This is a genomic window from Emticicia sp. SJ17W-69, assembly GCF_051209875.1.
GTDB lineage: Bacteria > Bacteroidota > Bacteroidia > Cytophagales > Spirosomataceae > Emticicia.
Genome location: NZ_JBNTQY010000001.1, coordinates 2,075,637 through 2,089,075 on the forward strand (window position 1 = coordinate 2,075,637; position 13,439 = coordinate 2,089,075).

Genomic DNA, 13,439 nt, shown 5'->3' on the forward strand with positions numbered 1-13,439 from the left:
ATAATTGTTTTGACATAGAAATTAATTTAAAATTTGAAAATAGGTGGCTGTTACAAATGAATAAGTTAGAGATTTTAAACTTGATTAACCTAATATACTTTTGATATTAGTAAATTTAATCTTTGATTGCTTTGTGGAATTAACGTAGATTATTAGCAAATTCGTATTTTATTAACAGAAGTTTAACAAAATTGTAGTACAAGTTTCAAACATGTGCATTTAGTGAGAACTTAGAAACTAAAAATAAATTTAAAAGTATAAATGGCAAAAATAAAAACGGCATATTTCTGCCAAAGTTGTGGTTTTAGCTCACCAAAATACCTCGGTAGGTGTACTTCTTGTGGCGAGTGGAACACAATGGTGGAAGAGGTACTGACTAAAGATGAACCTGAAAAAGGAAATTGGAAATTTACTTCTTCGAGTACACCAAAAGGTGCAAATAAACCAAAAACACTCACCGAAATCACAAGGCAAGAGCGTTATAGAATTATAACAGAAGATGACGAATTGAATCGAGTTTTGGGTGGAGGAATCGTACCTGGGTCATTGGTTTTGATAGGCGGAGAGCCAGGTATTGGTAAATCAACTTTGATGTTGCAGATTGCCTTGAGTCTGAAAGATTACACGATTTTATATGTTTCGGGTGAAGAAAGCGAACAACAGATTAAGATGCGTGCCGAGCGAATGAATTACGTCAATGACAGATGTTATATTTTGAATGAAACATCAACTGATAATGTTTTTAGGCAAATAGAACTTATCGAACCCGATATTGTAATTATTGATTCGATTCAAACTTTGGCTTCTCCTTTGATTGAATCGGGTGCAGGAAGTGTGTCGCAAGTGAAAGAATGTGCTGCTGAATTGATGAAGTTTTCTAAAGAATCTGATATTCCAGTTTTTATGATTGGGCATATAACCAAGGATGGTGGTTTGGCTGGTCCAAAAGTTTTGGAACACATGGTTGATACTGTCTTGCAATTTGAGGGTGACCGTCACATGACTTATAGAATCTTACGAACAACCAAAAATCGCTTTGGAAGCACTTCAGAATTAGGAATTTACGAAATGCAAAGCAGTGGACTTCGGCAAGTAAGCAATCCTTCTGAAATTTTAATTTCTCAGCGTGAAGAAGATTTAAGTGGTATCACCATTGCTGCCATGCTTGAAGGAAATAGACCTTTACTCATTGAAATTCAATCGCTAGTGAGTGTAGCTACCTATGGAACACCACAAAGAACAAGTAATGGCTTTGATAGCAGACGTATGCAAATGTTATTGGCAGTTTTAGAGAAACGAGGTGGGTTTCGACTCGGAACACAAGATGTTTTCTTGAATATAGCTGGAGGATTAAAAGTAGAAGACCCTGCTATTGATCTAGCAATTTGCGTGTCGATTGTATCATCTTATGAAGATATTAGTGTTCCTAGTTCATGTTGTTTTGCAGCTGAAGTTGGTTTAGGAGGTGAAGTGAGAGCTGTCAATCGTATTGATAATCGCATTTCAGAAGCAGAAAAATTAGGGTTTAAGAAAATTTTTATTTCAAAATATAACCTCAAAGGCTTAGATACTAAGCAATATAAAATCCAAATTTTTGCTGCTAGTAAGTTGGAAGAAATCTTTAGTGAGCTTTTTGGTTAATAAAGTTTGTGATTATACAACAAAAAAATGCAAGTCGGTAGGCTTGCATTTTTTTGTATCTCTTATTATCAAATCTTATTTTGTCACAATCTTAATATCAGCTCCGTTGCCACCACCTCCGGTACCAATGGCATCAATGCGTGTATCAACGATACCCTTTGCCATTAGTTTTTTCTTAATGCTAAAAGCTCTTTTAGTTGCCATACTTTTATTGTCAGTTCCTATGGCATTATCTGAGTGTCCTTGTACCTGAACTTGCATCTTTGGATATTTAGTCATTAAATCGGCTAATTCAACAATAATCAAATCAGACTCTGAATCTAATGCCTGCGAACCTCTTATAAAAGCAACATTAGTCATAGGAAACACCTGTCCATTAGGTTTAGATTTATCATTGAGGTAAGCATTGACCTGTTCACCGAAAGAGCTAAACTGTTCGTTTGAACTCAATGAAGGTTTAGTAGTTGTATCAACTTTTGCTTTTGTTGAATCAATAATTGAACTATCGGTTGTCATTGACGATGAATCAATTGCTGGCAAAATGGCTTCTTCAGCAGGTATTTCAGTCTTAGTAGGTTCATAATAATTTTTGTACCAATAACCGCCCCCAGCAACAATAATGGCAACAATAAGGAAAATAACAATCCATTTGATTGGAAGAGGAGATTTAGACGCTTCTTCTTCTTCTCTATTATCTACAATCGCTGGTTCTTCCTGAGGTGTTTTACCTTTAATAGAGACAGGTTTAGCAGAAACACTTTTTTTAGCGGAGGCAAATTTAGAAGATTGTAATTCTTGAAGTCCTAACTGAGGAATCATTTTCTCTAATAATTCTTCAGGAGCTTTTTTGAATAGTGGCTCATGATGTTCACTTAAAAAGTTGATTAAACCATCAACATCCAATTTATTCGTGTCAATTTCTTTGCTTACTGCATCAATCAAAATTGGGGCAGCTAAGCTTGAATACATCGTAGAAGAATTTTTTTTGATTCCAGCATAAGTACCAATCATACTTACCAATGGACTTTTATAGGCTGGGAAAATCTGGCTGACCAAACCATCACCAGTTTTTAATATCGTATCTAATTTATCTTTTTTATTCAAATAAGACATCACGTCTCCAATTAACTCTCCTCCTTGATTGCCTTTTTGTACTTGATTGTAGAGCATACTTACGCTCATCATGCTACCTGTTCGGCGAACTAAACCAGCAACTAATGTATAAAAAATACCATCTAACGCTTTTTTCGTTCTCTCTGGGTCTTCATCAGAAAGTTTGGCAATTTTTGATACAACTTCTTCATTCAGGGCCTCGTTCAACGTATCAAATAAGTTCATATTTTTATTTTTTTTTGATTATTCGTAATACTTTCCTACAAAATTTATAATATTGGTGCAAAACAACAAAAAAGTAAGGATTTTTGATAGAAATTTCTTCTTTTTTCTAAAACTCCTCCCAAAAAAGGTGCGTAGAAAAAAGGAAATTTATTACTTAAAAGGCGAAAAAACACAGTCTAAACGCTTGATAATCAATTGATAAACTCCTTACAAAAATAAGTTGTTTTTTGTATATTTATTTATTGCGTCTTTAATTAAAAAAATTCAACCTTTGTCTATAGGATATAGACTACCTAAAATTACAAAATATAATATGTCAAAGCAAGAAAACAAAGATTTACGTAGCCAAGATTGGTTTGGGAAGGAAGGAAAAGACGGTTTTATTTACCGCAGTTGGATAAAAAACCAAGGGTATCCTGCTCATCAGTTCAAAGGAAAACCAGTAATTGGTATTTGTAATACATGGTCAGAAGTCACACCTTGTAATGGTCATTTTAGAGAATTAGCTCAAGTTGTAAAAAATGGTGTTTATGAAGCAGGCGGCTTTCCTTTAGAATTTCCAGTCATGTCTTTAGGCGAAACAATCATTCGTCCAACTGCAATGCTTTATCGTAATTTAGCTTCAATGAGTGTTGAAGAAAGTATTCGAGGAAATCCTTTTGATGCCATCGTTTTATTGACAGGGTGCGACAAAACTACTCCATCGTTGGTTATGGGTGCTGCGAGTTGCGATTTGCCTACCATCGTTGTGCCTGGAGGACCCATGCTTAATGGGCGTTTTCAAGGAAAAGCGATTGGTTCGGGTACTGATGTTTGGCGTTTTGCTGATGATTTGAAAATGGGCCGAATGACTCCAGAAGAATTTGAAGAGGCAGAATCTTGCATGAGTCGAAGTGTTGGACATTGTTCTACAATGGGAACGGCTTCGACAATGGCTGTAATGGTTGAATCTTTGGGTCTAACGCTTCCAGGGGCTTCTGCAATTCCTGCGGCCGATTCTCGTAAAAAAGTGTTGGCTCACATGTCAGGAATGCGTGCTGTTGAAATGGTGAAAGAAAACCTCAGTTTATCAAAAGTACTGACCCGTGAAGCCTTTGAAAATGCCATTATGATGAATGCCGCTGTGGGTGGTTCTACCAATTTGGTTTTGCACCTATTGGCAATTGCAGGGCGGATTGGCGTTGATTTAACTCTCAAAGATTTTGATGATATTGGTAGTAAAATGCCATTCTTACTCAATTTGATGCCATCGGGCAAATATTTGATGGAAGATTTCTATTATGCTGGTGGCTTGCCTGCGGTTATCAAAGAAATGGCCAGTTTTTTACATAAAGAAGCGATAACTGTCAATGGAAAAAGTTTAGTTGATAATTCGAAAGGTGCTAAAATTTGGAATGAAGATGTAATCGCAACATCAGAAAATCCAATTCTACGTGAAGGAGGGATTGCCGTTGTAAAAGGGAATTTATGCGAAAATGGAGCTGTAATTAAACCTTCGGCTGCTTCACCTCATTTGATGCAACATAAAGGGAAAGCAGTGGTTTTTGAAACCATTGAAGATTATCACGCTCGAATCGATGACCCAAATCTGGAAATTGACGAAACTTCGGTGATGGTTTTGAAAAATGTTGGGCCAAAAGGCTACCCAGGAATGCCAGAAGTTGGAAATATGCAATTACCTAAAAAATTGCTTGAAAAAGGTATTACTGATATGGTACGTATTTCTGATGCTCGGATGAGTGGAACAGCTTATGGAACAGTATTTCTCCATGCTTCGCCAGAATCAGCAGTGGGGGGGAATCTTGGGTTAGTGCAAAATGGTGATGAAATTGAAGTCGATGTGCCAAATCGTACGATTCATTTACATGTTTCAGATGAAGAATTGGCCGAGCGACGTAAAAATTGGAAACCGATTGATTTGGGCTATGACCGAGGTTATACGCAACTCTATATTAATACTGTCATGCAAGCAGATAAAGGTGCAGATTTAGACTTTTTAGTTGGAAAATCAGGCCATGAAGTGAAGCGTGAATCGCATTAATGATTGTTTTTAATATTGCTTTATGAAGATTAATATTGGTTTTATTATTATAGTGTTTTTAGTGCTTATAGGTGAAATTGGTTTGCACGAACTCAACCATCAAGATTCACTATGGACAAATAATTGTAGAATTATATCATTAATTTTGATGGGTACTTGGTATTATATTAATCAAAAGGGAAATTTTAATCGTATTCAAAAAGCATTCTTGATTAGTATTTTGTTACCAATTATTGTTTCTCTTTCGTCTTATTTGATTCCAGAAAAAGAAGCAATTATTATTAATATTTTTATCAATATGGGTATATTGATGCTCTGGATTTATGCTTTCAAGCATTTAGGAGCATCAATAACCCTAAAGGATAATAATCAGACTTTACAAAAATTAATACCAGCTTTTTTTGTTTTGCCCCTTCTTTATTATTACTTTTCATTATATCAAGCACTACCTCGTATTTATGCCATTATTGTGCTTGTTTATATCTTGATTTTTTCATATACTGCAGTTTTATCCGCTTTTTTACCTCTTAAGGAAGACAAGAAGTTTTGGCTAATTTTTGGAGTCATATTATTAGTTATTGTGAATATTCTCAATGGTTTTCACACTTTCTTACAAAATCTTGTTTGGGCATATCCAGTAAGCAGAACTTTAACCGTGGCATCGAAGTGTATGATGATTTATGGTATGATTTGTTATGGTGAATCGAAACCTTTAAGTTCAGTCGGAAGTGATTGATTTTGATTTTTATACCTTTAAGGATAATAATGAAAAAAAACATTACCTACATTTCCATCATTTTTCTACTACTTCTATGTGAAAGTCTTGCTTTTATAGAAGAAAAACAGCTATTTGATGCCTTTTGGGTCAATTTTTTCAAAATTTTATCTGCTGTCCTATTTGTGATTTGGTATTATCAAGAAGAAAAAAAACAGTTTAACCTCATTCAAAAAATATTTCTAATTAGTAATTTATTCGCTATTATTATTACCCCTATCTATTACTTCTATACACTGAAGGAAGGCATGGATTTGATTTATTGCCTAAATATCTTGGTTTTTCTATTATGGATTTATGTTTTTAGATTGATGGGTGCAAAAATTTCGTATAAATTAAGTGATGATTTTTTTAAAAAATTAATCCCTCTCTTTTTTGTTTTTCCAATAGTCTATTACTTTTTGACTCTATACCCAGTTTTAACAACTTCTTTTGCCATATTAAAGTTGGTATTTACCTTGACAATTTCTTATGCTTGCTTATTATCTACTTTTTTGCCCATCAATTATGAAAAAAAACTTTGGATTACTTTAAGTCTGATATTGTTTATTTACATTAGTTTATTGTACAGTAATTATCTTTTTATAGAAAATAAATTTTGGAGTTATATTTTTAGCAGAATTATACTTGTAATTTCAAAATGTATGATGTTTTATGGAATGATAGATTATAATAGAAAGCGGAATAGAGATTTCAATGAAGATTAGATATACAGATAAGTTTTTTCAAACAATTAAAAGAAATAAAGGGTAACTTAATGACTCAATAATCAGTTATTCTCCAATTGCCACATTTTAAATATAGAGTTCTTCAACTTAATCATGTCAAAATTTAATATATATAGTTCTTCAGCGGGGTCGGGAAAAACGTTTACACTTACCAAAGAATACTTGAAATTGGCTCTTGGAAGTGATAAATCGTATTATTACAAGCGAATTTTGGCAATTACTTTTACCAATGATGCAGCAGCCGAAATGAAAGAGCGGATTCTGTCGGCACTCAAAGAAATATCAGATTTGACGAACTTTAATGAAAATTCAAAGTTTTGGGTCATGTTTCAGATGATTGTTGATGAACTGAAACTTCCAGAAGATATGATACAATTTCGTGCGGCTGAAGTATTTAATCATATTATTCAAGAATATTCTGACTTTGCGGTGAAAACCATTGATAGTTTTGTTAATCAATTGGTAAGTGCTTTTACAGAAGATTTAGGATTACCCTTCAACTATGAAATTGTACTTGACACCGACCGAGTGATGACCGAAGCCGTTGAGCGATTGATTGAAAAAGCAGGCGATGAAGAACACAGAGATATTACTCGAATTTTGGAAAATTTTATCGGTGAAAAAGTAAATGATGGACAAAGTTGGAATTTTGTGACTGATGAATTGGCAAAATTTGGGAATCACCTCATCAATGATCAATTTTATGCTTCACTTATAAAATTAGATAATCTCGAACCCAAAGACTTTTGGGCGATTTCTAATAATATCTACGCTTATCTCAAATGGTTTGAAAATGAAATACAAAATTTAGCCGAAAGAGGAATACAATATATTGAAAATCAAGGACTTAGCGTTGATGATTTTACTCAAAAAGCAAAAGGTATTGGCGGATATTTTTATAATATGAGAGAAGATTTTGAGGAAGAATATTATAAAAAAAGAGATAAATCGCCTAATTCTTATCACTGGGCAGCCATCAATGACGATAAATGGTATGCTGCCAAAACACCAATACCAATTCAAGCTGCTGTTGATTCAATCAAAGAAGATTTAAGGCAGATTTTTTATGAAATGCAGGAGTTTAAGGAGAAAAACCTTAAAAAATATACGCTACTCAATTTGCTGAAACCCAACCTTCGGAAATTATCTTTATTGAAGAAAATCAAAAAGGAGTTTGATGAAGTTTTGGACGAGAAAAACCAAGTTTTTATTGCAGAATTTAACAGAAAAATCTTACAAATTATTCTGTCTGAGCCTGTTCCTTTTATTTATGAGCGAATTGGTGAAAGATACAATCATTTATTGATTGATGAGTTTCAAGATACTTCAGATATGCAGTTTTATAATTTACTGCCATTGATCGAAAACTCGTTGGCAAATAATCATTTCAACCTCATTGTGGGTGATGCCAAACAAGCCATTTATCGCTGGCGTGGAGGTAAGATGGAACTCATCGTATATCTATTCAAAGGTGATGTTAAACCATTGATGAACAGTGTTTTAGTGCAAGATTTTCAGGTTGAACAGTTCATTTCAGTAGCTCAGTATATCAATTCTAAATCACTCACAACTAACTATCGAAGTGCCAAAGAAATTATTGATTTTAACAATAGATTTTTCGCTTCTATCCTTGAAAAATACACGCCGACTTATTCCTTCTTGCCAGATGTTTATTCAGATTATTTGCAAGAAATACCTCCCAAAGCACTGGTTGGTGGACAAATTCAAATCGAATTTTTGGAGTATGTAAAAGGAGAAGATTTGATGCTTTCACGCACGGTTGAATTGATTGAATTGGCTTTGCAAGAAGGGTATGCTCAGGGAGATATTGCCATTCTTTGTCGCAGAAATAAAGATTCTTCGGCAATGGCAAATTTTTTGACTGATGCCAATTATAATATCATTTCTCGTGATTCGCTTTTACTAAAAAACTCTGCCATTGTTCGTTTATTGGTGGCATTTATGCGGGTAGTTAATCAGCCTGATAATCGTTTGGCCAAATCTGAAGTTTCTTATTTATTTTACCAAACTATTTTAGGGCAAATACCTGATAATCAGGCAAATGATTTAATTGCCTTGGCCGTTGATGCTCCAAATATTTCGGAGTTTTACTTACTTTTTTCTAATCATGGTTTTGAACTCAATCCCATTACGTTAAATAAAGCTGGTATCTATGAATTGACCGAGAAAATCATTCATACGTTTGGACTTTTTGAGCGAACCGATCGAAAATCATATCTATTTAGATTTTTAGATGTGGTTTTAAATTATAGCTTAAAAGAAAGTAATCATTTACAAGACTTTTTGAAGTTTTGGGATGAAAAAAAAGATTCTTCAGCCCTTTCTGTGAAGTCGCCTTCTGAGCAGGATGCTGTTACCATTACTACTATACATCGCTCTAAAGGCTTAGAATACCCAGTTGTAATCATTCCTTATGCACAGTGGTCATTCAAACCAAATAATTATTCAGAAGTTTGGGGAGATTTAGAATTACTTGATTATCAAGAGTTTATACACGAAAAAGAAGAGGGTAATGTGAAGTTATTGGCATCGCCCATTAAACTCAATGATAAGTTGGGTATGACTGAGTTATCAGACCAATATGAGTCTGAAATGCAAGCAACTTTCCTCGAAAACCTCAATATGTTGTATGTGGCATTTACTCGTGCGGCAGATAAACTCTTTGTACTTTCGCAGAAAAATCATTACAATAAAGTACAAGGAGTAGGAGAATTAATGAAAGATTTCTTAGAGTCAGCAGGTAAATATGACCCAGAAGTTAATATTTATGAAATTAATCGAGGAAGTTTTATTAAGAAATTTACTCCAAAAATTGAAGTGAAAGAAGTCATACGTTTACATAAAATTATCAGTGAAGATAGAAGTGATAAACTACGTTTACGCCGAACATCTGATAAAATATTTGACCCTGAAACATTGGATAAAAGCAAAGATCGAGGAAATAAAGTACATGCCGCATTTGCTAAAATTAAAACAAAAAAAGATGTGACAAAAGCCATTCAAGCCTTAGAATTTGAAGGAATTATTAGTCAAAAAGAAGGGGAAGATATTCGAGATGCCATAGAAAAAGTAATTAATTTGCCCGAATTACAACCACTTTTTGAAGAAGGCCTACAAATAGAAAATGAAAGAGAGATTTTATTGCCTAATGGCGATATTCAAAGACCTGATAGGGTGGTAATAAAAGAGGGCATTGTACATATTATAGATTATAAAACAGGCAAAAGTAACGATCCAAAAATGCAACATAAATATGCCGAGCAAATTAAAAATTACGGTAAATTATACCAACAAATGGGCTTTGAAAAGGTAGAAATGCTATTGGTTTATTTGGAATCGAATGAAGTGGTTTCAGTAAGGTAAGTGTCACTTACAAAGAATTTCTATTATTTGGCATAAATTCAAAACATACATTACTCTAACTTATTTCTGAAAGTGTCTGAGTTTTGATTTTTTCCTGTAATTTCAAAATGCCTCCAATCAGAGCTTCTGGACGTGGAGGACAGCCAGGAACATAAACATCAACGGGAATAATTCTATCAACACCTTTTACAACATGGTAGCCGTGCTCCCAATAAGGGCCACCACAATTTGAACAACTTCCCATCGAAATAACATATTTTGGATCAGGCATTTGTTCATATAAACGACGAATACGATCAGCCATTTTGAAAGTAACAGTTCCAGAAATAATCATCAAATCTGCTTGACGAGGTGAGTTACGAGGAAAAACACCAAAACGCTCTAAATCGTAGTTGGAAGCATAAGTTGCCATCATTTCAATGGCACAACACGCCAAACCAAAACCTAATGGCCATAACGAATTGGCTCTTGCCCAGTTGGTCAGTTCGTCGAGTGAGGTTAAAATTACTTCACTTTCGCCTGTTTTTATATGTACTTCTTTTTCAAGTGTATCAAAATTCATTTGTCAGTATATTTTTTATTGACTTGCTCATACATTTCTATCGGAACTTTACTCTTGAATTTAGGTGTACGTAAATCTGGTTTTATCCAATCTAAATGTCCTTTCGCCCAAACATAAGCCAAGCCAAGTGCTAAAATTACAATAAATATAAACATTTCAACAAGTGTAAACCAACCCCAAAGGCCATTGGTTTGTTGAATATATTCCTTATTCCCAAAAACAGTTGCCCAAGGGAATAAAAATACCAATTCAACATCAAAAAGGATAAAAATTAAAGCAACAATATAGAATTTTATATTGAATTGCACATTGGCATTTCCAATTGGATCTTCTCCCGACTCATAAGTAGTCAGTTTTTCTTCATTTGGTTTTTTAGGTCGAAGCAGCCATGAAATACCAAAAATCAAGGTAATCATCATTGCTGCTAAAAGAATGGCCAAAAGTATAATTCCGAAGTCTGAGAGCATAGAAGAATTTGCAATTTTATGATTGTAATTTGCGAATGACAATTTATGAATGACGAATAAAGGATGACGAGTTACGAATTCAATAAAAGATGAATTCTGGAAAACTATTGGCAAATAGTATACCATTCGTAATTCTTAAATCGTCATTCGTAAATATTTTACTCCATATCACGATAAGCCATAATTCCGCCCAAAACATTGTGTACTTTTTCAAAACCTTGCGAAATAAGGAAGTTTTTTGCTCGTCCACTTCTTGCACCGCTTCGGCAATGGATATAAATTTCTTGCCCTTTCATGCCTTCCAATTCACCAAGACGGTCAGGAACTTCGCCTAATGGAATGAGAATTCCACCTAAATTATCATCCTCATATTCGTGTTCTTCACGTACATCTATTAAATTGATAGTTTCGTCTTTTTCGAGTAATTCTTTTAATTGCTCAACTGTGATGTCATAATTTTTGTCCATAATTATTTTGCTTTATGCTTTATTGAAGTAAAAATACACATTCTTTACCTATATCCTACATTTCTAAAATCTGAATCCTACTTTAATGCAGAACCACAATCTTACGAATAAAATTCTTTTTTCCATCTGAAAAGTTTATAAAATAAGTATTTGCTGGAAGATTTTCAATATTAAGCTCTTGACTATCAACTGTTTTTGAAAAAATCTCTCGTCCTGATATATCAAAAATACTCACAGTTTTGATTCCTGCTACATTCCATTTAATCAAACCTGAAGTAGGGTTGGGGGCAACAATAAATTTATCTTCCAGTGGTACTTCAGTGGCTGTCACTACATTGTTTTGTCCATTACTTGCTTTACGAAAACCCATTACAGGGCGTACCATCAAACTGCCTTTTAGAGATGTATTTTGTAACCAAATACTACCATTATTATAAAAAATCTTATCGGAAAATTGAGGCGTGTTTTTATCAATACCAATGGCTACCACATCTTCATTTACTTTGCTCCAAGCAACATAAAAAGTATCTTTTACAGCAATGTTTAAATCAAGTTGATATTCTGTAAAGCCATTGATTTCTGGCGAATATTTGATTTTAGCTGATTGCTGATGAAGGATTTTTCCTGGTTTTCCACCCGCACTCTCAAGTATTTGAATTTGAAAAAACTGACCCGAAATATCTTTAAAATAAGGACTAAAATTGAATCGTACAGCTCCAAGTGTATCGGGTTTACTTAATACAAACTGAACAGCAGCTTTGCCCAAACTTTGGTCATAATCAGCACCTGTTTCTGCTGTGCCATCATCATAAGCATAAAAATCATCTAAAATAGTATAAGTTGAGATTGAATCATTGGCAGTAAGGTATTTTTCGGGAATATTATTGGTTGAGTCGGGTAAATTAATAACATCCGATTTTTCATAAGTAATCGTTTGTTTGAATTTCAGTACCGCACTTTTTTGCTTGAAATTAGTAATTACATCAACTTTATTAGTTTTTGCTTTGGTTATGGGAGATGTGATTGTTTCATTTCCTCCAATATTATTGGCATAAACTGTTTTTGAAAGTGTATCCATGACCTGCCAAGTAAAATTGACAATACGAGCAGTTTTTTGAAGGTTACTAATTTCTACATTCATTGTTGGATTGACTTCTGCTGTTGGGTTGGCCAAATATTGTTTTAAAGGCATGGCAGAATATCTTTTTAGATAGGTATCATTGATAGCTCGACAAGCAACATCTTGGATATAAACATCTTTAAATCGGCGGTTTTTGTTCAAATATATAAAGTCAATATGCCAAGTATCGAAAGCACCAGATTGTCGGCCTTTAGCTTCAAACCTGAACTGAAAGTTTTTATGAAAGAAATCTAATGATTTTACAGGAATGATTTTTTGTTTAAAGACATTTTCTAATATACCCTGTTGTTTCCAAACGGGTATCCATTTATTGTTTTTATCCAAAAATGAAACCATGAGCGTGTCATCACTGTCAGGCAATTCTCCAAGTCCACGGGCTTCCCAGAAGAAACTTAAATAAACTGAATCAACTGGGAGTGAAGTTGATAAATCAATCGGCCGAGAAGTCAGTGAATCGGTTCTTCCATAAGCCAATTTATTGGTAAAATCATAAGGTAAACCTGCCGAATTTTTTCCATCAAAACTGGCAATATTCACTGAGGGTTGATTAATCGAAAATGTATTGTTGATAGTAACACCACCATTGATCCAGAGTTTGGGGTCAGGGTGAGAACCTTTTGTTTGTGAAAAATCATCAAAAAAAGGAAGTGTAATGCTTTGACTATAAGTAGTTTGTGTGAAGAATAAAAAAAGTATAAAATTGCGAATGAGGAGTGATGAGGTACGAATGACGAATGATTCGAGTGAGGAACCATCATTACCAATGTTTTTTTTAGAGAACAAAAATTCGTCATTCGTCATTCGTAATTCGTCAATATACCGAACAAGTAATAAAATAACAGACCTGCAAATATTTACAGGTCTGTTGGCTTTAAAAATATTCATATAAAATTAA

9 protein-coding genes are annotated in these 13,439 nt (G+C 33.9%); 4 read left to right on the forward strand and 5 right to left on the reverse strand.

Annotation, left to right across the window (positions count from 1 at the left end; genetic code table 11):
- The first annotated feature begins 261 nt into the window (after positions 1–261).
- Positions 262–1,641, forward strand: a complete 1,380-nt coding sequence (gene radA / locus ACQUQZ_RS08585; RefSeq protein WP_435354467.1) for a DNA repair protein RadA — start codon at positions 262–264, stop codon at positions 1,639–1,641.
- A 75-nt stretch (positions 1,642–1,716) separates the two neighbouring features.
- Here the strand turns inward: radA and ACQUQZ_RS08590 are convergent, their stop codons facing one another.
- Positions 1,717–2,979 (reverse strand): DUF937 domain-containing protein, encoded by a 1,263-nt coding sequence (locus ACQUQZ_RS08590; RefSeq protein ID WP_435354468.1) that lies wholly within the window; start codon positions 2,977–2,979, stop codon positions 1,717–1,719.
- A 313-nt stretch (positions 2,980–3,292) separates the two neighbouring features.
- Here ACQUQZ_RS08590 and ACQUQZ_RS08595 point away from each other — a divergent pair, with 313 nt between their 5' ends.
- The 3 genes from ACQUQZ_RS08595 (at position 3,293) to ACQUQZ_RS08605 (ending at position 9,907) form a co-directional block, all read left to right on the forward strand.
- Positions 3,293–5,020: an IlvD/Edd family dehydratase gene (locus tag ACQUQZ_RS08595; protein ID WP_435354469.1), complete on the forward strand. Its 1,728-nt coding sequence runs from the start codon at positions 3,293–3,295 to the stop codon at positions 5,018–5,020.
- Positions 5,021–5,042: 22 nt separating this feature from the next.
- A complete protein-coding gene (locus tag ACQUQZ_RS08600) occupies positions 5,043–5,756 on the forward strand; it encodes a hypothetical protein (protein WP_435354470.1) in 714 nt (237 codons plus the stop codon).
- Positions 5,757–6,616: 860 nt separating this feature from the next.
- Entirely contained in the window at positions 6,617–9,907 is a 3,291-nt protein-coding gene (locus tag ACQUQZ_RS08605; protein WP_435354471.1) for a UvrD-helicase domain-containing protein, read from the forward strand.
- Between the two features lie 55 nt (positions 9,908–9,962).
- Here the strand turns inward: ACQUQZ_RS08605 and ACQUQZ_RS08610 are convergent, their stop codons facing one another.
- The 4 genes from ACQUQZ_RS08610 to ACQUQZ_RS08625 form a co-directional block, all read right to left on the reverse strand.
- On the reverse strand, positions 9,963–10,469 hold the full coding sequence (locus ACQUQZ_RS08610) for an NADH-quinone oxidoreductase subunit B (protein ID WP_435354472.1): 507 nt from the start codon (positions 10,467–10,469) through the stop codon (positions 9,963–9,965).
- Positions 10,466–10,936 (reverse strand): NADH-quinone oxidoreductase subunit A, encoded by a 471-nt coding sequence (locus ACQUQZ_RS08615; protein WP_435354473.1) that lies wholly within the window; start codon positions 10,934–10,936, stop codon positions 10,466–10,468. Before ACQUQZ_RS08615 ends, ACQUQZ_RS08610 begins: the two co-directional genes overlap by 4 nt.
- Positions 10,937–11,094: 158 nt before the next feature.
- On the reverse strand, positions 11,095–11,403 hold the full coding sequence (locus ACQUQZ_RS08620) for a rhodanese-like domain-containing protein (protein ID WP_435354474.1): 309 nt from the start codon (positions 11,401–11,403) through the stop codon (positions 11,095–11,097).
- Positions 11,404–11,485: 82 nt separating this feature from the next.
- Positions 11,486–13,429 carry a T9SS type A sorting domain-containing protein gene (locus tag ACQUQZ_RS08625; protein ID WP_435354475.1) on the reverse strand — a complete coding sequence of 648 codons (1,944 nt, stop codon included), beginning with the start codon at positions 13,427–13,429 and terminating at the stop codon, positions 11,486–11,488.
- Between the last annotated feature and the right edge of the window lie 10 nt (positions 13,430–13,439).

Bases quoted from the DNA above. Each gene is read 5' to 3' on its own strand.
- radA (WP_435354467.1), top strand. From the start codon at position 262: ATGGCAAAAATAAAAACGGCATATTTCTGCCAAAGTTGTGGTTTTAGC.
- ACQUQZ_RS08590 (WP_435354468.1), bottom strand. From the start codon at position 2,979: ATGAACTTATTTGATACGTTGAACGAGGCCCTGAATGAAGAAGTTGTA.
- ACQUQZ_RS08595 (WP_435354469.1), top strand. From the start codon at position 3,293: ATGTCAAAGCAAGAAAACAAAGATTTACGTAGCCAAGATTGGTTTGGG.
- ACQUQZ_RS08600 (WP_435354470.1), top strand. From the start codon at position 5,043: ATGAAGATTAATATTGGTTTTATTATTATAGTGTTTTTAGTGCTTATA.
- ACQUQZ_RS08605 (WP_435354471.1), top strand. From the start codon at position 6,617: ATGTCAAAATTTAATATATATAGTTCTTCAGCGGGGTCGGGAAAAACG.
- ACQUQZ_RS08610 (WP_435354472.1), bottom strand. From the start codon at position 10,469: ATGAATTTTGATACACTTGAAAAAGAAGTACATATAAAAACAGGCGAA.
- ACQUQZ_RS08615 (WP_435354473.1), bottom strand. From the start codon at position 10,936: ATGCTCTCAGACTTCGGAATTATACTTTTGGCCATTCTTTTAGCAGCA.
- ACQUQZ_RS08620 (WP_435354474.1), bottom strand. From the start codon at position 11,403: ATGGACAAAAATTATGACATCACAGTTGAGCAATTAAAAGAATTACTC.
- ACQUQZ_RS08625 (WP_435354475.1), bottom strand. From the start codon at position 13,429: ATGAATATTTTTAAAGCCAACAGACCTGTAAATATTTGCAGGTCTGTT.